General features: G+C 58.5%; 26 protein-coding genes and 1 tRNA gene. 6 read left to right on the forward strand and 21 right to left on the reverse strand.

Going from position 1 to position 21050, the window contains the following annotated elements; translation table 11 throughout:
* Positions 1 to 338, reverse strand: a 338-nt coding sequence (locus tag AD665_RS25180; RefSeq protein ID WP_425311658.1) for a transposase, incomplete at its 3' end; no start/stop codon positions are given.
* 436 nt (positions 339 to 774) lie between these two features.
* Entirely contained in the window at positions 775 to 1341 is a 567-nt protein-coding gene (locus AD665_RS25185) for a hypothetical protein (protein ID WP_024779368.1), read from the reverse strand.
* Between the two features lie 99 nt (positions 1342 to 1440).
* Here AD665_RS25185 and AD665_RS25190 point away from each other — a divergent pair, with 99 nt between their 5' ends.
* On the forward strand, positions 1441 to 1677 hold the full coding sequence (locus AD665_RS25190) for a hypothetical protein (protein WP_053194293.1): 237 nt from the start codon (positions 1441 to 1443) through the stop codon (positions 1675 to 1677).
* Between the two features lie 341 nt (positions 1678 to 2018).
* Here the strand turns inward: AD665_RS25190 and AD665_RS25195 are convergent.
* The 9 genes from AD665_RS25195 to thrS form a co-directional block, all read right to left on the reverse strand.
* Positions 2019 to 2095 (reverse strand) — tRNA-Pro (locus AD665_RS25195).
* Between the two features lie 89 nt (positions 2096 to 2184).
* Complete coding sequence (locus tag AD665_RS25200) at positions 2185 to 2541, reverse strand: MerR family transcriptional regulator (RefSeq protein WP_003179985.1); 357 nt, start codon at positions 2539 to 2541, stop codon at positions 2185 to 2187.
* The gene (ihfA, locus tag AD665_RS25205) at positions 2522 to 2824 is read right to left on the reverse strand and encodes an integration host factor subunit alpha (protein WP_002553164.1); all 303 of its coding nucleotides are present in this window, start codon (positions 2822 to 2824) and stop codon (positions 2522 to 2524) included. The genes AD665_RS25200 and ihfA overlap by 20 nt, the downstream gene beginning before the upstream one ends.
* Before the next feature lie 3 nt (positions 2825 to 2827).
* The gene (pheT, locus tag AD665_RS25210) at positions 2828 to 5206 is read right to left on the reverse strand and encodes a phenylalanine--tRNA ligase subunit beta (protein ID WP_053194294.1); all 2379 of its coding nucleotides are present in this window, start codon (positions 5204 to 5206) and stop codon (positions 2828 to 2830) included.
* Positions 5207 to 5242: 36 nt separating this feature from the next.
* Entirely contained in the window at positions 5243 to 6259 is a 1017-nt protein-coding gene (gene pheS, locus AD665_RS25215; RefSeq protein WP_024779371.1) for a phenylalanine--tRNA ligase subunit alpha, read from the reverse strand.
* A gap of 109 nt (positions 6260 to 6368) precedes the next feature.
* Entirely contained in the window at positions 6369 to 6725 is a 357-nt protein-coding gene (rplT, locus tag AD665_RS25220) for a 50S ribosomal protein L20 (RefSeq protein ID WP_024779372.1), read from the reverse strand.
* A 30-nt stretch (positions 6726 to 6755) separates the two neighbouring features.
* The gene (gene rpmI / locus AD665_RS25225) at positions 6756 to 6950 is read right to left on the reverse strand and encodes a 50S ribosomal protein L35 (RefSeq protein WP_002553160.1); all 195 of its coding nucleotides are present in this window, start codon (positions 6948 to 6950) and stop codon (positions 6756 to 6758) included.
* 60 nt (positions 6951 to 7010) lie between these two features.
* Positions 7011 to 7562 carry a translation initiation factor IF-3 gene (infC, locus tag AD665_RS25230; protein WP_169432615.1) on the reverse strand — a complete coding sequence of 184 codons (552 nt, stop codon included), beginning with the start codon at positions 7560 to 7562 and terminating at the stop codon, positions 7011 to 7013.
* Positions 7562 to 9484: a threonine--tRNA ligase gene (thrS, locus tag AD665_RS25235; protein WP_024779373.1), complete on the reverse strand. Its 1923-nt coding sequence runs from the start codon at positions 9482 to 9484 to the stop codon at positions 7562 to 7564. The genes infC and thrS overlap by 1 nt, the downstream gene beginning before the upstream one ends.
* 492 nt (positions 9485 to 9976) lie before the next feature.
* Between thrS and AD665_RS25240 the strand changes: the two genes are divergently transcribed.
* Positions 9977 to 10279 carry a hypothetical protein gene (locus tag AD665_RS25240; protein WP_024779374.1) on the forward strand — a complete coding sequence of 101 codons (303 nt, stop codon included), beginning with the start codon at positions 9977 to 9979 and terminating at the stop codon, positions 10277 to 10279.
* A gap of 290 nt (positions 10280 to 10569) precedes the next feature.
* Positions 10570 to 10782 (forward strand): cold-shock protein, encoded by a 213-nt coding sequence (locus tag AD665_RS25245; protein ID WP_003179963.1) that lies wholly within the window; start codon positions 10570 to 10572, stop codon positions 10780 to 10782.
* A 67-nt stretch (positions 10783 to 10849) separates the two neighbouring features.
* On the opposite strand, the gene AD665_RS25250 is transcribed toward AD665_RS25245, so the two are convergent.
* Positions 10850 to 11164: an I78 family peptidase inhibitor gene (locus AD665_RS25250; protein ID WP_024779375.1), complete on the reverse strand. Its 315-nt coding sequence runs from the start codon at positions 11162 to 11164 to the stop codon at positions 10850 to 10852.
* A gap of 166 nt (positions 11165 to 11330) precedes the next feature.
* Entirely contained in the window at positions 11331 to 11636 is a 306-nt protein-coding gene (locus AD665_RS25255) for a hypothetical protein (protein WP_053194295.1), read from the reverse strand.
* A gap of 130 nt (positions 11637 to 11766) precedes the next feature.
* Between AD665_RS25255 and AD665_RS25260 the strand changes: the two genes are divergently transcribed.
* Positions 11767 to 12018 (forward strand): hypothetical protein, encoded by a 252-nt coding sequence (locus AD665_RS25260; protein WP_024779377.1) that lies wholly within the window; start codon positions 11767 to 11769, stop codon positions 12016 to 12018.
* Between the two features lie 51 nt (positions 12019 to 12069).
* On the opposite strand, the gene AD665_RS25265 is transcribed toward AD665_RS25260, so the two are convergent.
* Genes AD665_RS25265 through AD665_RS25295 form a run of 7 tightly spaced genes read right to left on the reverse strand, consistent with a single transcriptional unit; the run spans position 12070 to position 19023 of the window.
* Entirely contained in the window at positions 12070 to 13098 is a 1029-nt protein-coding gene (locus tag AD665_RS25265) for a nucleoside hydrolase (RefSeq protein ID WP_053194296.1), read from the reverse strand.
* A 22-nt stretch (positions 13099 to 13120) separates the two neighbouring features.
* Complete coding sequence (rbsD, locus tag AD665_RS25270) at positions 13121 to 13525, reverse strand: D-ribose pyranase (RefSeq protein ID WP_024779379.1); 405 nt, start codon at positions 13523 to 13525, stop codon at positions 13121 to 13123.
* Complete coding sequence (rbsK, locus tag AD665_RS25275; protein ID WP_024779380.1) at positions 13522 to 14436, reverse strand: ribokinase; 915 nt, start codon at positions 14434 to 14436, stop codon at positions 13522 to 13524. The genes rbsD and rbsK overlap by 4 nt, the downstream gene beginning before the upstream one ends.
* A gap of 23 nt (positions 14437 to 14459) precedes the next feature.
* Positions 14460 to 15479, reverse strand: a complete 1020-nt coding sequence (locus AD665_RS25280) for a LacI family DNA-binding transcriptional regulator (RefSeq protein WP_053194297.1) — start codon at positions 15477 to 15479, stop codon at positions 14460 to 14462.
* Positions 15480 to 15482: 3 nt separating this feature from the next.
* The gene (locus tag AD665_RS25285; RefSeq protein WP_024779382.1) at positions 15483 to 16460 is read right to left on the reverse strand and encodes an ABC transporter permease; all 978 of its coding nucleotides are present in this window, start codon (positions 16458 to 16460) and stop codon (positions 15483 to 15485) included.
* Positions 16457 to 18010, reverse strand: coding sequence for a sugar ABC transporter ATP-binding protein (locus AD665_RS25290; protein ID WP_024779383.1), 1554 nt, complete (start codon positions 18008 to 18010; stop codon positions 16457 to 16459). The genes AD665_RS25285 and AD665_RS25290 overlap by 4 nt, the downstream gene beginning before the upstream one ends.
* Positions 18011 to 18066: 56 nt before the next feature.
* Positions 18067 to 19023, reverse strand: coding sequence for a sugar ABC transporter substrate-binding protein (locus AD665_RS25295; protein WP_024779384.1), 957 nt, complete (start codon positions 19021 to 19023; stop codon positions 18067 to 18069).
* 287 nt (positions 19024 to 19310) lie between these two features.
* Between AD665_RS25295 and AD665_RS25300 the strand changes: the two genes are divergently transcribed.
* Together AD665_RS25300 and AD665_RS25305 are read left to right on the forward strand one after the other, a co-directional pair.
* A complete protein-coding gene (locus AD665_RS25300; RefSeq protein WP_050593870.1) occupies positions 19311 to 19610 on the forward strand; it encodes a DUF1654 domain-containing protein in 300 nt (99 codons plus the stop codon).
* Between the two features lie 5 nt (positions 19611 to 19615).
* Positions 19616 to 20305: an endonuclease gene (locus tag AD665_RS25305; protein WP_053194298.1), complete on the forward strand. Its 690-nt coding sequence runs from the start codon at positions 19616 to 19618 to the stop codon at positions 20303 to 20305.
* A gap of 134 nt (positions 20306 to 20439) precedes the next feature.
* On the opposite strand, the gene AD665_RS25310 is transcribed toward AD665_RS25305, so the two are convergent.
* Positions 20440 to 20805: a hypothetical protein gene (locus AD665_RS25310; RefSeq protein WP_024781013.1), complete on the reverse strand. Its 366-nt coding sequence runs from the start codon at positions 20803 to 20805 to the stop codon at positions 20440 to 20442.
* Positions 20806 to 21050: the final 245 nt, after the last annotated feature.

Raw genomic sequence — 21050 nt, forward strand, 5'->3', positions numbered from 1 at the left:
CGTTTCTTGTCCTTACGGGCTTGTTCGCGATCGTCTTTTTGCTGGGCTTTTTCCGTCTTCTGGCCACTGATGAAGGCTTGCCTCCAGGCGCTGATTTGCTCGGGATACAGGCCTTTACGGCGGCAGTACTCACCCAGTTCAATCTCGGACAGGCCGGCGGCTTCAAGGACGACAGCAAACTTGATTTCGGCTGTCCAGTTCTGGGTCGATGAGGTGTTATCGGGCACTGCGTTTCCTTCAGAACTGACCTGCTTGCGCCAGTTCGACAAAGACATTTCGCTGACCCCTTCGCGCCGGGAAACCTCGGCCATCGACAGGTTGAGCGGAGGAAGCAGCATCTTGAGCAATGCGGCTTTGCGTTCAGGTGAATAGTACGGCACGAACAGTCTCTTTCCGCCCCCGATCTGCTTTTTCAGGAAAATTTGGAGAGGCGACAACTATCCTGACACCGGGGGCCGTGGCCTGCATCAAGGTTATGCGCGCGACGCTCACCGGCGGCCTGTCAGCTGGACTCCGAATCCCCCAAACATCCCACCTGTGTTTCACAAAAAATAATATGAGGACCTTCACTTGCAGGATGGCAATTAGCCTGCACAATGATAGCCATCCATTTTTAATCCAAAAGGTTGCTGGGTGGCGAACTGATCGGCGCGGGCCTCGGCTTCTTTGCGGGCATGAGTGTTGACGAATACAGGTGAACAACCCGCCACACTGGAGGCAACCATGAACGCAGTGCGACTTCACTAAGGAGAGTCAAAGGAAAGTAGCCTTGAACTAATCCGACCCAAAACCCTTGACGTACTTATGGAAATTTTCTATCGCCACCTCATTTTTTTCATAACCATAATCGCCCTCTTGGAGCCTCTCTTGAGGAGTCTTATTTCCAAAATAGTCCTCAAACCAGGCGTAATACTTGATCCTAATCACGCCAGGATCAAACTTACTGTCGAGGGTTTTCCACCACTTCAGGCACGGTGGGCATGGTGGAAGCTCGGTAAAACACTCTATCAACTTTATTCCACGTACACGCAACTCAGTACCCACATGATCCGGTGAGTTCTGAGCGGCGTTAATCATTATTTGCGTCAAGCCCTGATTTAAAAATCTAGCAGTAACCATCCTCTCAAACCCAACACGCTCCCCATGTAAACCGGGGGAGCCAGCAGGAGTGCTAGCGCTCCTGAATATACCTCCAACCTGGAGGTCATTCGTATCGAACATTCTAATTGAGGCAAAACACTTGCCTAGATTTTTATCTACAGATCCATGACGGTGCAACTTGGCATCAGCGGCCATAACATCATCGCCGTCTACATCAACAGGATCAAATTCGATAGCCATTTTTAAGCCCTCAATATCCCTGAGATAACGTACTCCCGCCCTGCTCCACCTTTCGTCAGTGTAGACGCTCGCTGGCTCAATCAAACAATGGAGGTCACCATGGCTGCCACGGCCGAATCATTCACTGCCCGAACGGCAGACCGCAAACGCGGCTGGGCTCGCTACTGCTCGAAATCCTGCAAAGCCAGCACACAGGAGCGCCGGACTCGCCAGTACGCACCTCTGACAGACGAGCAGCGTGAAAGCCAGGGATCAGCGGCGTGGGACGACCACGACGAAATCATGTCCGGAATCTCTGACAGGGATTATGGCGCCAGTGACGGTGGCCTGAACTAATCGACTCGCCGGGAGGCAGCCATGAACGCAGCGCTGAAACTCAGCCAGGAGCGTTTCGACGCTCAGTTGCCTCCACCGATGAGCGAGAGCCCATAGGAGGAAGCCCGGGCGGAATGGATCTTCAACTCCGTCGAGCAGTTGGCCCGGTTCGGCATCGCCGTTTCGTTCCAGCGCCGGATGCGCAAGCCGCAGGGCGTGACTGTGGCACAGCTAGCCCTGGCCGTTGATGAACACGTAACACATGCGAAAAAACAACTCAGAGCTGACCATTTTGTGGGGGTAAAAACGCCGAAAAATAAAAAAGGGTCGCGAGATAAAATCTCGCAACCCCTTGAATTATATGGTCGGGACGGAGTGATTCGAACACTCGACCCCTAGCACCCCATGCTAGTGCGCTACCGGACTGCGCTACGCCCCGACTAGGCGTGAATCTTGTTCCGCTTCTCAGTGGAACGCTCAGGAATATAACGCAAGCTTTTGAAAACTGGAAGTATTTAAAACAGAATTTTATTTCTTGAGCACCACCAGCACATCTTCAAGCTCGGCGATCATCTGGCGGATCATCTGTTTGTACTGGGTGGTATCGTCTTTGGCCTCGTCACCGGAGAGGCGCAGGCGTGCGCCGCCGATGGTGAAGCCCTGGTCGTACAGCAGCGCGCGGATCTGCCGGATCATCAACACGTCTTGTCGCTGATAATACCGGCGGTTTCCGCGGCGCTTGACCGGGTTGAGTTGAGGAAACTCCTGCTCCCAATAGCGCAGCACGTGCGGCTTTACCGCACATAGCTCGCTGACTTCACCAATGGTGAAGTAGCGTTTGCCCGGGATGACGGGTAGCTCGTCGTTATGACTTGGTTCCAGCATAAGCCTCAACTCGGGCCTTCAACTTCTGCCCTGGACGAAAGGTGACCACACGGCGAGCCGTGATCGGGATTTCTTCTCCCGTTTTCGGATTGCGGCCAGGCCGCTGGCGTTTGTCCCGAAGGTCGAAATTGCCGAAACCGGACAATTTGACCTGTTCGTTGTCTTCGAGAGCGTGCCTGATTTCTTCGAAAAACAGTTCGACCAGTTCTTTGGCCTCCCGTTTATTCAGGCCCAGCTCCTCGTACAGACGTTCCGCCATCTCAGCTTTCGTCAGAGCCCCCATACGTCACTTCCTTAACGTGGCGTTCAACCTGTTTTCGAGCGAGGTGAGGATATTCTGCGTTGCGGTATTCACCTCATCGTCATTAAGAGTGCGCGATGGATGCTGCCAGGTCAAGCCGACTGCAAGGCTTTTTCTATGCGGATCAATGCCTTTACCCTGATACACGTCAAATAGCCTGAGGTCCGTCAGCCATTCGCCTGCATTTTCACGGATTACGTCCAGCACAGCACTGGATGCAACGTCGCGGTCAGCCAGCAACGCCAGGTCACGGCGCACTTCAGGAAAGCGCGATAACTCCTGGAATTTCGGCATTTTCCCCAGTGCAACTTCGGCCAGGACCAGCTCGAAGACGAACACCGGACGATCGAGGCCCAGGGTTTTCGACAGTTCAGGGTGAATGGCGCCGACATAGCCGACTTCACGCCCGTCTCGCTCGATGCGCGCAGTCTGTCCCGGGTGCAGGGCTGGATGCTTGCCCGGCACGAAGGTGAATGCGTCAAGGGCACCGGCGAAGCCGAGCACTGCTTCCACGTCAGCCTTGACGTCAAAGAAGTCGACGACATCGCGACCTTGCGCCCAGCCTTCCGGCAGGCGGCTGCCGCAGACGACGCCGGCGAGCATCGGTTCCTGCTTCAGGCCGTCCAGTTGACCGACGAAACGCAGGCCGCTTTCGAACAAGCGCACGCGATCCTGTTGACGGTTCAGGTTGTGCTGCAGCGACTTGACCAGGCCGGGCCACAAGGACGAGCGCATGGCCGCCATATCGTTGGAGATCGGATTGGCCAGCAACAGCGGCTCGACGCCTGGGCTGAACAGTTCGAACTGGCGCGGATCAATGAAGCTGTAGGTGATCGCTTCCTGATACCCACGGGCTACCAGCAGGCGGCGCAGTTCCGGCAGCTCGCTACGAGCCTCGGCCTTAGCCTGTGGGGCCAGGCGAGCCTGCGGGTAGCGAACCGGCAGACGGTTGTAGCCGTACAGGCGGGCCAACTCTTCGATCAGGTCGACTTCCAGGCTGATATCGAAACGATGACTTGGCACTTCGACGCGCCACTGCCCTGCTCCGTCGGCACTGATGTTCAGGCCCAGGGCGCTGAGCAGACGCTCGACTTCGGCAGCATCCATGTCCATGCCCAGCATCTGGGAAATGCGTTGGGCACGCAAAGTGACCGGTGCAATCTTGGGCAGGTGCTGTTCACTGACGGTTTCGATGATCGGGCCGGCTTCGCCACCGGTGATCTCCAGCAGCAGGCCAGTGGCGCGCTCCATGGCTTCACGGGCCAATTGCCAGTCCACGCCACGCTCGTAGCGGTGCGAGGCATCGGTGTGCAGGCCATAGGAACGAGCCTTGCCAGCGACAGCGATCTGGTCGAAGAACGCACTTTCCAGGAATACGTCGCGAGTCGACGCCGAAACGCCGCTGTGCTCGCCGCCCATCACGCCGGCAATGGCCAGGGCGCGGGAGTGGTCGGCGATCACCAGGGTATCGCTGCGCAGGGTGACTTCCTGGCCGTCGAGCAGGACCAGCTTCTCGCCCTCCTCGGCCATGCGCACGCGGACGCCGCCATTGATTTCGGCGAGGTCGAACGCGTGCAGGGGTTGACCCAGTTCCAGCATCACGTAGTTGGTGATGTCGACGGCTGCGTCGATGCTGCGCACGTCGGCGCGGCGCAGGCGCTCGACCATCCACAACGGCGTCGGCTTCGACAGGTCGACGTTACGGATCACACGGCCCAGGTAACGCGGGCACGCTGCTGGTGCCAGGACCTCGACCGAACGCACCTCGTCATGCACTGCCGGAACTGGCGCGACCGTCGGGCGAGCCACTGGAGCGTCGTACAAGGCGCCCACTTCCCGGGCCAGACCAGCCAGGGACAGGCAGTCGCCACGGTTCGGCGTCAGGTCGACTTCGATGCTGGCGTCGTCCAGGCCCAGGTATTCACGAATGTCCTGGCCCACCGGCGCATCGGCCGGGAGTTCCATCAGGCCATCGTTGCCTTCACCGATCTGCAGTTCGGCCTGGGAGCACAACATGCCGTTGGACTCGACGCCACGCAGCTTGGCCTTCTTGATCTTGAAGTCGCCCGGCAGCTCGGCGCCAATCATCGCGAACGGGATCTTCAGGCCGGGGCGCACGTTTGGCGCGCCGCAGACCACTTGGAAGGTTTCCCCGCCATTGCTGACCTGGCAAACCCGCAACTTGTCAGCGTCCGGGTGTTGTTCGGTGCTCAGCACCTCGCCCACCACCACACCACTGAATTCACCGGCGGCCGGCGTCACGCTATCGACCTCAAGACCGGCCATCGACAGGCGAGCAACCAGCTCGTCCCGGCTTACCTGCGGGCTAACCCAGCCGCGCAGCCATTGTTCACTGAATTTCATCCTGCTCTCCTAATAGATTCGTTACGGACCCGCGACCTAGCGAAATTGCGCAAGGAACCGCAAGTCGTTGTCGAAGAACAGGCGCAAGTCATTTACACCGTAACGCAGCATGGCCAGACGCTCGACGCCCATGCCGAAAGCAAACCCCGAGAACTCTTCCGGGTCGATCCCGGACATACGCAGCACGTTCGGGTGAACCATGCCGCAGCCCATGACTTCCAGCCAGCCAGTCTGCTTGCAGACCCGGCAGCCCTTGCCGCTGCACATCACGCATTCCATGTCGACTTCAGCCGAGGGCTCGGTGAATGGGAAGTACGAAGGGCGGAAACGCACGGCCAGCTCTTTCTCGAAGAACACCCGCAGGAACTCTTCGATGGTGCCTTTGAGGTCGGCGAAATTGATGTCGCGATCGACCAGCAGGCCTTCGACCTGGTGGAACATCGGCGAGTGGGTGATATCCGAGTCGCTACGGTACACACGGCCTGGGCAGACGATGCGGATCGGCGGCTTTTTCGATTCCATGGTGCGGACCTGTACCGGCGAGGTATGGGTGCGCAACAGCATGTTCGCGTTGAAATAGAAGGTGTCATGCATCGACCGGGCCGGGTGGTGGCCTGGGATGTTGAGCGCTTCGAAGTTGTGGTAGTCGTCTTCGACCTCAGGGCCCTCGGCGATGCCGTAGCCGATGTGGGTGAAGAACTGCTCGATGCGTTCCAGGGTCCGGGTCACCGGGTGCAGGCCGCCGGAGGTCTGGCCACGGCCAGGCAGGGTCACGTCGATGGACTCGGCGGCGAGCTTGGCAGCCAGTTCCGCCTCCTCGAACAACGCCTTGCGCGCATTGAGGACTTCTGTGACACGCTCCTTGGCAACGTTGATCAGCGCACCGACCTGCGGACGCTCTTCGGCCGGCAGGTTCCCCAGGGTCTTCATCACCTGGGTCAACTCGCCCTTCTTGCCAAGGTAGTGAACCCGGATTTGCTCCAGGGCATTGATATCTTCAGCGCTTTGCACAGCCTCTAGTGCTTGAGAGACCAGCGCGTCCAGGTTTTCCATGTACAGACTCCAGATACAAAATAGGGGAAGAGCTTTAAGGCTCTTCCCCTATTTATGACGTTTGACACCTGGGCCCACAGAGGTGGGCCCCGGTGACTGCCGGGGGTACTTAAGCCAAGGTGGCTTTAGCTTTCTCGACAATCGCAGCAAACGCCGCTTTTTCGTTCACTGCCAGATCAGCCAGAACCTTACGGTCGATCTCGATGGATGCCTTTTTCAGGCCAGCGATCAAACGGCTGTAGGACAGGCCGTTGGTACGAGCACCAGCATTGATACGAGCGATCCACAGAGCGCGGAACTGACGTTTTTTCTGACGACGGTCACGGTAGGCGTATTGGCCTGCCTTGATTACGGCTTGCTTGGCAACACGGAATACGCGGGAACGCGCACCGTAGTAGCCTTTAGCAAGTTTCATAATTTTCTTGTGACGCTTACGGGCAATGACGCCACGCTTTACACGAGCCATGAGTTACTTCCTCTATTCTTGATCCAAAAATTAACGAAGGCGCAACATGCGCTCGACTTTTGCCACGTCAGACGGATGCAGCAAGCTGCTACCGCGCAGTTGACGCTTACGCTTGGTCGACATTTTGGTCAGGATGTGGCTCTTGAAAGCGTGCTTGTGCTTGATGCCGTTAGCAGTTTTCAGAAACCGCTTGGCAGCACCACTTTTGGTTTTCATCTTTGGCATGTTCGGATACTCCGCATTCAGTTGATAAACATAATCGCAAGGCCTGCCGTGCCCTGGTGATTACTTCTTCTTTTTCGGGGCGATGACCATGATCAGCTGGCGTCCTTCCATCTTAGGATGCTGTTCGACCGAACCGTACTCGAGCAGGTCTTGTTCAACCCGCTTGAGGAGTTCCATCCCCAGCTCCTGGTGGGCCATCTCACGGCCGCGGAATCGCAAGGATACCTTGGCCCTGTCCCCGTCACTCAGGAAACGTACCAGGTTGCGCAGTTTTACCTGGTAATCCCCTTCCTCCGTCCCTGGACGAAACTTGATTTCTTTTACCTGAATCTGCTTCTGGTTTTTCTTCGCCGCAGCAATCTGTTTCTTCTTCTCGAAGATCGATTTGCCGTAGTCCATCACCCGGCAAACCGGCGGGACTGCGTCTGCGGAAATTTCCACCAGATCAAGCTTGGCTTCTTCAGCAATACGAAGCGCTTCATCAATCGAGACGATGCCAATCTGCTCGCCGTCAGCGCCAATTAACCGAACCTCGCGTGCCGAGATATTCTCGTTGATCGGGGCCTTCGGTGCAGCTCGTTTATCTTGTCTCATTTCACGCTTAATAATAATTACTCCGAATCTGGGCGACCACGCCGGGAAACCGCTTGCGCGAGGAACTCGGCGAATTCGGCGACGGGCATCGAGCCCAGGTCAGCACCTTCACGAGTACGCACAGCGACAGTCTGCATCTCGACCTCCCTATCTCCAATAACCAAGAGAAAGGGAACCTTGAGCAAAGTATGCTCGCGGATTTTAAAGCCGATCTTTTCATTTCTCAAGTCAGACTTGGCACGAAATCCGCTTTGGTTGAGAGTTTTTTCGACCTCGGCGGCAAAATCTGCCTGTTTATCAGTGATATTCATGATCACTGCCTGGGTCGGCGCCAGCCACGCGGGGAACGCGCCCTCGTAATGCTCGATCAGAATCCCGACGAAACGCTCGAAGGAACCGAGGATCGCGCGGTGAAGCATGACCGGGTGCTTGCGACTGTTGTCTTCGGACACGTATTCGGCGCCCAGACGGATCGGCAGGTTGAAATCGAGCTGCAAGGTACCACATTGCCAGACGCGACCCAGACAATCTTTCAGGGAGAATTCGATCTTCGGACCGTAGAAGGCCCCTTCCCCCGGCTGCAGGTCGTACGCAAGGCCCGCGCTATCGAGGGCGGCCGCCAGTGCGGCCTCGGCGCGATCCCACAGCTCGTCGGAGCCCACGCGTTTTTCCGGACGAGTGGACAGCTTCATCTCGACTTCGGTGAAGCCGAAGTCACGGTAGACGTCCATGGTCAGCTTGATGAACGCGGCGGATTCAGCCTGCATCTGCTCTTCGGTGCAGAAAATATGCGCATCGTCCTGGGTAAATGCACGCACGCGCATGATGCCGTGCAACGCACCCGACGGCTCGTTACGGTGGCACGCACCAAACTCGGCCAAGCGCATCGGCAGCTCGCGGTAGCTTTTCAGGCCCTGGTTGAACACCTGCACGTGGCATGGGCAGTTCATCGGCTTGATGGCGTAGTCGCGGTTTTCCGACTGGGTGGTGAACATGTTGTCCGCGTAGTTGGCCCAGTGCCCGGATTTTTCCCACAGGCTGCGGTCGACCACTTGCGGCGTCTTGATTTCCAGATAGCCGTTTTCACGCTGGACCTGGCGCATGTACTGCTCGAGCACCTGGTACATCGTCCAGCCGTTAGGGTGCCAGAACACCATGCCCGGGGATTCTTCCTGGGTGTGGAACAGGCCCAGGCGCTTGCCGATCTTGCGGTGATCGCGCTTCTCGGCTTCCTCGATGCGCTGGATGTAGGCCGCCAGTTGCTTCTTGTCAGCCCAGGCAGTGCCGTAGACGCGCTGCAACTGCTCGTTCTTCGCGTCGCCACGCCAGTAGGCGCCGGACAGCTTGGTCAGCTTGAAGGACTTCAGGAAACGGGTGTTCGGCACGTGCGGACCGCGGCACATGTCGACGTATTCTTCGTGGTAGTACAGGCCCATGGCCTGTTCGTCCGGCATGTCTTCCACCAGACGCAGCTTGTAGTCCTCGCCACGGGCCTTGAAGACTTCGATGACTTCGGCGCGCGGGGTGACTTTCTTGATGACGTCGTAGTCCTTCTCGATCAGCTGCTGCATGCGCTGTTCGATGGCGGCCATGTCGTCCGGGGTAAAAGGACGCTCGAAGGCGATGTCGTAATAGAAGCCTTCGTCGATGACCGGCCCGATGACCATCTTCGCGCTCGGGTACAACTGCTTGACCGCATGGCCGACCAGGTGCGCGCAGGAGTGGCGAATGATCTCCAGTCCCTCTTCATCCTTGGGCGTGATGATTTGCAGCGTGGCGTCGCTGTCGATGACATCACTGGCATCCACCAGTTTGCCGTTGACCTTGCCGGCCAGGGTAGCCTTGGCCAGGCCTGCACCGATGGATGCGGCGACCTCGGCTACGGATACCGGATGATCGAATGAACGTTGACTGCCGTCGGGAAGAGTAATAGTTGGCATGGCGCCTCCTCTCCTAGTGGTGACCCCTACCAAAGGTCACGTGGGTTGGGATGAGCCAGTACAAGATCCAGTCCAGGCCATTCAATCATGAACGCCTGCCTTACAGCGGCAGGAGCCTTGCGGCCAACCGGGAAACCGAACCAGAGTGACTGGGATTCAAATCAGGGTTATTTCGAACATTTGCCGCCGCCGGGACCTGTCGTCATCCGGAGCCTGAAAATACCCGAGCCCGGCATCCTAGCACAGATGAACGGTCATCGCCGTGCTCGAATTGCAGCCTGTGGAAGCAAAGCTTGCTCGCGATCAGGTATAACAGCCGACCACAATGTTTCAGGCCCGCCCTACTATCGCGAGCATCGCGAGCAATCTTTGCTCCCACAGGCCTTGCTCGGCACCAAGCGTAAACCCCTGGTTTTTATGCCAGAGTGCTGAACTGAAACGCCCCACAACACCTCTGATAACAAGACATCGACCCAAAAGGAGCATCCCAGCATGCGTCTGAACACGTTATTGGCAGCAGTCGCCCCTTTCGCCCTGCTGCTCCCGCTGACCGCCCACGCCGACTGGCCAAAAGGCGAGCGTGAGAAATACATGGCCCAGTGCACCCAGACGGCCACCCCTCAGATCGGCGCGGCAGCAGCCAAATCTCACTGCGCCTGTGGTGCCGATGCGATCAAGTCCTACCCGGCTGCCGACCTCCAGGCCCTGATGGACAACAAGGCGCCCGTGGAACTGCAGCAGAAGGCGCTCGGACAGATCGCCAAATGCAAGGCCGTTCCTTCGAAGAAAAAATGAGCAGACAGGCCTTTCAAGACCGCCTTGAGCCCATGAAAAACCCCGAATTTGCCTTTTTTCAGACGAATTTTGCAGGTTTTACAGCTTTTTTTATCGCCTTTACTTTCGGCTAAAACCCTTTAAAACCGGGGCTTTCAGCGGAGAAAGGCGGTAAAGAAAAGACGACTGTTCGGCAAACAGCACGTCCGGGGGGCTCCCAAATCGAACATTTCGACTATGATACCCAGGTGTGCCCAGTTGGCCTGAGCAGCACAGCACTACTGAAAATATATGTTTCTTGGAGATACACCATGTCTAATCGCCAAACCGGCACCGTTAAATGGTTCAACGATGAAAAAGGCTTCGGCTTCATCACTCCTCAAGGTGGCGGTGACGACCTGTTCGTACACTTCAAAGCTATCGAAAGCGACGGTTTCAAAAGCCTGAAAGAAGGCCAGACTGTTTCCTTCGTGGCTGAGAAAGGCCAAAAGGGTATGCAAGCTGCACAAGTTCGCCCAGAGTAATTTCTCGGCGCGCTAAAAAAACCCCGTCCATGTGACGGGGTTTTTTATGGGCGATTGAAAATCCGGCTCAGCCGCAGTTCACCCGATTGACCACCAGGTTGGCATCGGTATTGAGATTCAGGCGATCGGAGCGGTACTCAAGCGTCACCATGTCGTTGGGCTTGAGGATCCGGGCGATCTGCGCGCCGGAACGACTGCGGGCCTGTTCCAGCAATTGTGGCGAGGCCTTTTTGCCGATCGCAAACTCGGCTCCCTTCGCTTCGCAACGCTCGTAACCGGTATCGGCGGCGACCGGCTCAGGGGACGATTCAGTGTTGCTGCTGCAACCGTGCAAGAACCCGGCGGCCAGCAAAATACTCAATGAAGCGAGCTTCCAAGGCATGAAGCCTCCTTTCTTTGATCAATAAACAGAGAGCGTGCGACAACCCAAACGAAGCTTGGTTTCAGCACAAGGGCCACCATCACGCTCTTCCACCTGGAAAACGGGGAGTTTGCCTGAGCCCGACATATCTGGTCAGACATGAATCGTGACTGAATATGTTCAACGCTCAATAAATATCAATGTAGTCGAAGGGTGGATTCGGCCAATTGTCTTTCAGGGCATTGTAGATCTGCATGACCCAGACCTCGTCACTGGCAGCGACTCGTCCGACATACCCCGACCCCTTCGCCCACGTCTCAAGTCGAAACAGCAAGCCATCGATGTCGGCGCCACCCACCACGCCCGAAGACAGATAGGCGATACCACCCTTGGTCACGCGCAATTGGGTGTGTTCGTCATCACTGGCCGATGCCAGCAACTGGCGAACGGCGTCAAGGGTCAGCCCGTCAGGCGCGTTCAAATCGATCTGCACGGCAGGGGCTCCTTGAACAGTCAAAAGAACAAGTGTCGCACAGCCCTCCCCTGATGCCTAAGTCGCAGTGCCAAACCAGGGCAAAAGTGGTTAACTCAGCCTACAGACCTCCCAACCCGCGAGTCCTGCCATGAGCATCATCAACATCGAAGCCACCATCAATGCCAAATGGTCGGAGGGCCACAGCTCCTATAGCCCTGGCAGCCCCGAGGAGCTGGCGATCATCGGTATAGAGCTGTTGGTGAAGGAACTGGGGACGGAGGTTGCCCGGAATTTCATCCGGCAGGCATTCGAACGCTACCCGAGTGAGATCACTCAAGAGCCTGTGGGAGCCGACCTTGCTCGCGATGACAGCGGACCAGCCAACATTATTGTCGACTGATAATCCTATCGCGAGCAGGCTCGCTCCCACAGGTCTTGTGCTTGAGGCAGATTACTTGAGACGGGCCAGACGCTCGGTCAGCAGGTCAAAGAAACCCTGGGCGTCGCCGTTTTCCACCCAGAATGCATTCTTGGGCGCTTTCAGGCCGTCATACCAATCAACGATGGTTTGCCCGAAAGTCGGCCCCTCGCGGCTGTCTACTACGACGTTGGCCGGGCGACCAGTAAACAACTGCGGCTTGAGCAGGTAGGCGATCACCGTCGCGTCATGCACCGGCCCGCCCGACATGCCGTAGTGCTCCATATCGCCCTTGACGTACTCGTTGAGAATATCGCCGACCAGTTTGCTGGCATTGTTATTCACAGCCGCGATCTGCTTGAGGCGAGCTTCGCTGGTAAGAATCTTGTGGGTCACGTCCAGCGGCAGGTAGGTCAGCTTCACACCGCTTTTGGCGACCACCTCGGCTGCCTGCGGGTCGGCGAACAGATTGAATTCAGCCACCGGCGTGATGTTTCCGCCATTGAAGTGCGCACCGCCCATCACCACCACTTCCTTGATGCCCTGGACGATGTCCGGCTCCTGAATCAGCGCCAAGGCCAGGTTGGTCTGCGGACCGAGCATGGCAATGGTGATGCTGTGGGGTTTGGCGGTCTTGAGAGTGTCGATCAGGTAGTTGACGGCGTTGCCCTTGGCCAATCCCTTTTTCGGTTCATGAACGGTGACACCCGACAGGCCTTCCTTGCCATGGATGTTTTCCGCGTAGATCGGCGTGCGCATCATTGGCTTCGGCGCACCGGCGTATACCGGCACCTCCTCGCGCCCTGCCCATTCCCGGGCCAGGCGAGCGTTGCGGGAGGTCTTGTCCAGGCGCACATTGCCCGCGACGGTGGTCAGCGCACGAATCTGCAGCTCATCAGGGGATGCCAGGGCGAACAGCAGGGCAACCACGTCGTCGGCCCCGGGATCGGTATCGATGATCAGATCGATTTTTTCCGCCGCCTGGGCACTCGAAGCGGTGATCAGTGACAACAACAGCAGACTCCGGAACAGTTGATGCATTTTCTGGGCATAGCGGTGCATGGTGCACTCCTTGTGCGGGGTTTTAAAAGGTAACTCCAGCAATCAGCACAACGTTGCAGTACGGAGAGCATTCTCCTGTGCGAATAATCGCTCGAGCTTGTCGGCTGAGGACCTTGAATTGCTCATGACTGACCAACTCCCGCGCCCCCATTGCCCCTTCGGCCTGTAACGATTCGAGCGTCGACAGGGCCGAAGGCTGTTTATCGAAGATCTCCGTGGCCAGCACATGACTTTCCACCTGCATTTCACTGAGTACCACTTTCAGGGTACTGACGAAATCGGGGATGCCGTGGGTGAGGGCCAGGTCGATCAACTCGACCCCGGGAGGGACCGGCAACCCGGCATCACCAATGACCACCTTATCGCCATGACCGAGCGAGGCGATCAGTCGCGAGAGGGCCACATTCAACAAGGGCGTTTTTTTCATGATTTGAAAGCCTGTACTTCCAGCAACGTGGGAATGGAGGGCTGGGCCCCGACGCGGGTGACCGACAGCGCAGCGGCGACCTGACCGAAACGAATCGCGTCGACTTCGCTTTTTCCATTGGCCAGGGCAGCCGCAAAGCCACCGACAAAAGTGTCCCCCGCTGCCGTAGTGTCCACAGCCTTGACCCGCGGCGCCGGGAAATGTTCGAAACTCGAGCCGTTGGCGAACATCAGCCCTTGGGCACCCAACGTCACGACCACCTTGCCGGCACCGGCGGCGATCAACTGCGCCGCGGCAGCTTCGGCGGTTTCCAGGGAGTCCACCGCCAACCCGCTCAGCACGGCGGCTTCGCTCTCATTGGGAATAAGGTAGTCGACACACGCGTACCAATCGGCCGGAAGCGCACGGGACGCCGGTGCCGGGTTGAGGATGACGATCTTGCCCAGCTCGCGGCCGCGCTTGAGTGCATGGCCGACGGTGGCATCGGGCACCTCGAGCTGACAGATGATGACATCGGCGCCTTGCAGCACCTTGTCGAAACCGTCCAGGACCTCAGGCGTGAGGGCACCATTGGCACCCGCGACGATGACAATCGCATTCTGGCTGTTGTCATCGACCACGATCAGCGCCACGCCGCTGGCCCCCTCCACGACGCTGACCGCCCGGCAATCGATGCCCTCGGCCAGCAGCGCGCCTCGCAACTCCTGGCCATAGGCATCACTGCCCACGCAACCGACCATGGACACCTGCGCGCCCAGGCGCGCCGCGGCCACCGCCTGATTGGCGCCCTTGCCCCCCGCAATGGTGGAGAACGAATGGCCGATCAGCGTTTCACCGCCCCGGGGCAGACGCGGCGCGCGGGTCACCAGATCCATGTTCAGGCTGCCTATTACCACTACTTTTGCAGACATACGTTACTACTCATCCATTCGGTTCAGCGGTATTGGGCGAATGTACCGGACAGCGGCGCGGTCGACTCTCGCAAGACAATGCTGGGCGTCACGATCCGTTGATCGGTGACAAGCCCGGGCGTGGCGATCCGCCGCAACAACACTTCTGCCGCCATCTCGCCAAGTTGCAGGATCGATTGCCCCACCGTGGTCAGCGCCGGGTAGACATAGCGGCTCATCTGGATGTCGTCGAAACCGATGACTGACAGTTCGCTGGGCACCCGCACATTGCGCTCGGCGGCGGCTCGCAGCACACCGATGCCGATCATGTCGTTGGCCGCAAAAATCGCGCTGGGTGGCTGGTGTTCAAGCAACTCGGCTGCGGCGCGGTAGCCACCCGTGCTGGTGAAATCACTCTCGAGCATACGCTCGACAGGCAGTTCGATCCCCGTCTCCTTCAACGCACGGCAGTAACCGGCCAGACGCATCTGCGCCACGCTGGTATCTGCCGGACCACCGATAAAGGCTATATCGCGGTGCCCCAGCTCCAGCAGGTGTCGGGTTGCCAGGTACGCGCCGTATTCATGATCGATGCGCACCAGGTCCGCATCGACGCCATCCAGCCCACGGTCGACAATGACCATGGGCGTGCGCACACCGGCCAGCCCCTGCGCCAGGCCGACATCGCCACCGGCGGAAGCGACGATCAGGCCGTCAATGCGCTTTTCCAGCAGCACCCGCAGGTAGCTGCGCTGCTTGTCCGGGTTGTCGTCGGAGTTGCACAGGATCACGCAATAACCGTTGCGCTCGCAGTAATCCTCGATCCCCCGGGCCAGTTCGGCAAAGTAAGGGTTGAGACTGTTGGGCACCAACAGGCCGATGGTCGCCGTGGTCTTGGCCTTGAGCGAACGGGCCACCGCGCTGGGCACATAATCGAGACGCTTGATTGCTGCCTCGACCTTGAGTCGAACCTCTTCGCTGACCGGCCGGGTCTTGTTCACGACATGGGACACCGTCGTATAGGAAATCCCCGCGAGCGCCGCTACATCCTTGATCGTCGCCATGGCTCAGGCCCGCCGGCTGGCGCGCTGGCTGCGGTAAGTATCCAGCACCACCGCGACCACGATCACCGCACCGGTAATGATGCGTTTGGTCGGTTCGGTCGCGCCGATCTGCGCCAGGCCCGCTGCCAGTATGGAGATGATCAACACGCCAAAGAACGTACTGATGACCGAACCGCGCCCGCCCATCAGGCTGGTGCCACCGATCACCACCGCGGCAATGACCTGCAACTCAAGCCCTGAGCCCGCATTCGGGTCCGCCGCCTCCAGGCGGGAAATCTGGAACAGCGCCGCCAATCCGGCCAGCAAGCCCATCAGACTGAACACCAGGATCTTGTAGGGTTTCGGGTTGATGCCGGCCAGGCGCACGGCTTCTTCGTTGGTGCCGATGCCGATCAGGTAGCGACCGAATACCGTGCGGGTCAAAACGGCCTGGGCAATGAAGATCACCAGCAAGGCGATGATGAATGACGGCGAGATACCGAACGCAATCGGGTTGGATAGCCAGGCGAAGGAGTCGCCGATATAAGCCGTCCGGGACCCGGTCATCTGGTAAGCGAGGCCACGGGCCATTTCCAGCACGCCGAGGGAGACGATGAACGATGGAATCCGCCACGCCACGGTAATCGAACCGGTAACGGTTCCCGCCAGCGCCGCCACGGCCATGCCCAGCAAGGCCGACGGCCAGACGCTCCAGCCCCAGCCGAGTACCGCGACGCTGACCGTCGACGCCGCCAGCGCCAGCACCGAACCCACCGACAGGTCGATGCCGCCGATGATCAGGATGAAGGTCATGCCGACCGCCAGCACCATGAGGTCAGGAATCTGGTTCGCCAGGGTGCTGAACGTGTCATAGGAGAGAAAGTGGCTGCTCAGGACCGAGAACAGCGCGATCATGGCCAGCAGCGCGCCGGCCAGGCCCAGGTAAGTACCGAGGCCATAGAAGTTGCCACTCGGCTTGCTGACGGCAGATGCGGTTTTCATGAAAATTCCCTAGGCGCCGCTTCATTGAGCAACGCATCACGTTTCTGATAGCCGGCGAATGCGGCGGCAAGCAAGTCATCCTGGGTCCAGCTGTCACGCTCGAAGGTGTCGATCAGGCGTCCGGCGGACAGCACGCCGATCCGGTCGCAGATCAACATCAGCTCCCGGAGGTCGCTGGAGACCACGACCAGAGCCTTGCCCTGGCGAGTCAATTCACCGAGCAGTGCATAGATGTCGAATTTCGCGCCGACGTCGATACCACGGGTCGGCTCGTCGAACAACAGCACCGAACAATCGCGTTCGAGCCAGCGGCCGATCACCACCTTCTGCTGATTACCGCCCGACAGCTCGGACACCAGTTGCGACGGACTGGAACTGCGGATGCGCATGGCATCGATCTGCCGCCGCGCCAGAGACAGTTCGTCATTGCCGTTGACGATACCGGCACTGGAAATCTCCGGCATGTTACCCAAGGCAATATTGGCGGCAATGGATTGGGTCAACAACAGGCCTTCGCCCTTGCGATCCTCGGTGATCAAGGCAATTCCATGGGCCACTGCATCGGCCGGCGATCGGATGTTGGCGACGGTGGCCGGCGAACCCAACGCCACCGTGCCGCTGTCGGCCTCATCGGCGCCGAAGATCAGCCGCAACAGCTCGGTACGCCCCGCCCCGATCAGGCCGGAAATGCCGAATATCTCGCCACTGCGGACCTCGAAGGACACATCGCGGACCTTGTCGGAACGGCTCAGACCTTTGACGGTGAGTGCCGGCGCGCCGATTTGCCGCGGGCCCAGGTCGATGTGCTCGCCCAGATCGCGACCGACCATCAGCGTCACCAGTTGCTCGCTGTTGTAATTGGCCATCGGCTCGACACAGACCAGGTTACCGTCGCGCAGCACCGCAATGCGCTGGGCCACCCGTGCCAACTCTTCGAGGCGATGGGAAATGTAGATGATCGAAACGCCCCGGGCCTGCAGGCGGGTGATCTGTTCGAACAACATCTCGACCTCGCGCGCCGTCAGCATGGCGGTCGGCTCGTCAAGAATCAGCACATGGCAATCGCCAATCAGGTTGCGGGCGATCTCGACCATCTGCTGGTGACCGATACCGAGTTCGCCGACCAGGGTGTCGGGGTCAATTGCGTCGAGCCCCACCTGGGCCATGGCTTGCACGGCCGCTTCGCGCAACTGCTTGCGGCTGATCCAGCCGCAGCGGCTGGGCAGGTTGTCGAGAAACAGGTTTTCGGCCACGGACAGGGTCGGCAGCAGGTTGAGTTCCTGCATCACCATCCGCACGCCCAGCTCTTCAGCCTGGGTACGGCTGCCGGGGCGATAGTCCTGTCCCTGGAATTGCATCTGTCCGGTCGTCGGTGTCACCAGCCCACCGATGATCTTGGACAGGGTACTTTTACCGGCGCCATTCTCACCGGTCAGCGCCAACACTTCACCGCGCATCAACGTCAGGTCAATGTCGGTCAATACCGGCTGGGCATAGGTTTTACCGATGCCACTGACAGTCAGGACAGCATTCGGGTCGAAAACGGACATAAAAACTCTCCATGCGCTCGCCCGGATGGGCGAGCACCACTACATCGCCAGGATGATTACTTCGTAACCAGCTCGACCGGCGTTTCGATCACGCCGTTTGCACCGCTGTCGACTTTCTCACCCTTGAGAATCTTCAGGGCCGTCTCGATACCGAAGACCGCCTGCTTGGCGGCGAACTGGTCGGCGGTTGCCAGGACACGGCCGTCCTTGAGCATAGGTTTGATGGCATTGATGTTGTCGTAGCCGACCACTTGTACCTTGCCGGCCTTGCCGGCGGCACGCACCGCCGACACCGCGCCCACCGCCATGCTGTCGTTACCGGCCAGCAATGCCTTGATGTCCGGGTACTCGCTGAGCATCGACGCGGCTACCTGGTTGCCCTTGTTGATTTCCCAATCGCCCGACTGCAGGGAAACGACCTTGACGTGCGCCGCTTCCATCGCATCCTTGAAGCCCGCGGTGCGCGCCTGGGCATTGGTGGTGGTAGACACGCCTTCGATGATGCCGACCTCGTCACCGGCCTTGAGCTGCTTGGCCAGGTATTCACCGACCAGGCGTGCACCTTTGCGGTTGTCGGGGCCTACGAACGGCACGCTGATGTTCTTGCTCTTGACCACGGCAGGGTCGAGTTGGTTGTCGATGTTGATTACCGTGATACCGGCGTCAACGGCTTTCTTGATCACCGGCACCATGGCCTTGGAATCGGCGGGCGCGATGATCAGGGCGTCGACTTTGGACACGATCATCTGCTCAACGATGCGGATCTGGTTGGCGGTGTCGGTTTCATCCTTGATCCCGTTGGAGATCAGGTCAAAATCGGCGGAGTGTTCCTTCTGATAGGCCTTGGCGCCGTCTTCCATGGTCAGGAAGAATTCGTTGGCCAGGGATTTCATGACCAGGGCAACCTTGGGCTTTTCAGCGGTCTGGGCGAATGCCGAGGAGAATGGCAACGCAGTGGATGCGGCCGCAAGCACGGCGACAGCGAGAAGGCGTCCAGCGAATGGCAACTTCATGGGTTCACTCCGATCTTATGATTATTGTGAGCAAATCAATGCACGGAATGCCGCGCAAACGTTTGCGTGAAGTGAACTATGGTAAGGCTTTGGGGATTTGTCAACGTTGCGGTTGCGTTCGCCGAGTGTTGGACCATGCCCTCGCTTGGCACCCATCGGGTTGAACAGGGTACCCGAAGTTACCGCCGTCAGCTTTTCGTTCTCAGCAATAAATAATCATTTCTTCCCACACCAAAACCTCAAAAGCGCTGTCAGACGATTTTCTTGAAATTTAAGCAGTTGCGTAAATGCCTACGGTTAAATACTGTATGCACGTACAGCTTAATAAGGATAATCCTGTGGCCACTCCCTCCGCTGCAACTACCCCCTTGGATTCCTATACACGACTCGGCCTGCGAGTCTCGAAAATCATCAACGCCCCCACCGCACAAAAAGCCAAGGCAGCCCTGATCTTTCGCCTCCCCGACGAGCCGTTGGAGGAGTGGGAGCGCCTGCTGGAAGAAATCGACGAGAACGACAACGTGACCCTCGCCTATCGCGACGATGGCGGTGTGCAGGTTTTCTGGGTTGTGCCGAAGGAAGATTGAGTCTGATGAATGTCCGCTGTGTTGCTTTACTGCTTGTGCTCATCGCCACAGGCGCCCAGGCCGGGGCCCCTCGTACCTTCAACGAAGCCAAGAAAGTCGCCTGGAAACTCTACGCCCCGCAATCCACCGAGTTCTATTGCGGCTGCAAGTACACCGGCAATCGCGTCAACCTGGAGGCCTGCGGTTATGTACCTCGCAAGAATGCCAAGCGCGCCGCCCGCATCGAATGGGAACATATCGTTCCGGCGTGGCAGATCGGTCATCAGCGTCAGTGCTGGCAGCAAGGCGGACGCAAGAACTGCACCCGCCATGACCCGGTCTATCAACGGGCCGAAGCCGATCTTCACAATCTGGTGCCCAGCATCGGGGAAGTGAATGGTGACCGGAACAACTTCAGCTTCGGCTGGCTGCCGGTGCAGAAGGGCCAGTATGGCTCATGCCTGACCCAGGTGGACTTCAAGGCGAAGAAAGTCATGCCCCGCCCTTCCATCCGGGGAATGATCGCCCGAACGTATTTCTACATGAGCAAGCAATATGGCCTGCGGCTTTCGAAACAGGACCGACGCCTGTACGAAGCCTGGGACAAGACCTACCCGGTGGAAAGCTGGGAACGCCAGCGCAACCAGAGCGTGGCCTGTGTCATGGGACGTGGTAACGAGTTCGTGGGCCCGGTGAACCTGAAAGCCTGCGGCTGACCTCGCATTTGTGAACAGCACCAATAACTGAGGGAGCGAGCCTGCTCGCGATAGCAGTATGTCAGTCGCTTCTGCATCGACTGATTCACCGCTATCGCGAGCAGGCTCGCTCCCACAGGATTTGTTCTATCCGATCATTGAGCCGTCGGGAAATCCACCACCTGCGTCTCGATGTTGCGCTTCTTCGCTCGCACCAGGGCGGCGGTGACCTGTTCCTGCTTGGCTTCGGCGTCGGCCCTGGAGCTGAACGGTCCGACCAGGACCCGCTCCTTGCCATTTTCCCTGACCACATTCGACATGAAGCTGTGCTCGATCAGCCATCCGGTCAGGTCGCTGATAGCCTGCGGTGTCTCGCCCCGAACCTCGACCCCCCATTGCGGCGCAGCAGCGACTGCCGGTGCGGAGGTCGTGGATGGCTTCGGCTTCGGTGCTTCGACCTCACGCCCCTCACCGCATCCCGCCAGCATCAACACCGCGATAACCCAAGCCAATTTGCGCACAACGTTTCCTCTGGAAGACATGAGGGAAGGATTTTAGCACTCACATCCACCAAGAACCCCGCAAACAGTACGCAAAACACGAGAATCCTGCCCGGTCTCTCTGTATAGTCGCACCCTGGGAATTAATGCTGCATCTGCACGTCAGAAAGAGGCACCCACATTGTGCCACTTAGCACTAATCTATAAGCAGTACCGACATCTGCACTGTCTGAATCAGGTGCCCTAATAAAGTAATCAAGGAGAAC

The organism is Pseudomonas corrugata (assembly GCF_001269905.1).
GTDB classification, from domain to species: Bacteria; Pseudomonadota; Gammaproteobacteria; order Pseudomonadales; family Pseudomonadaceae; genus Aquipseudomonas; species Aquipseudomonas corrugata.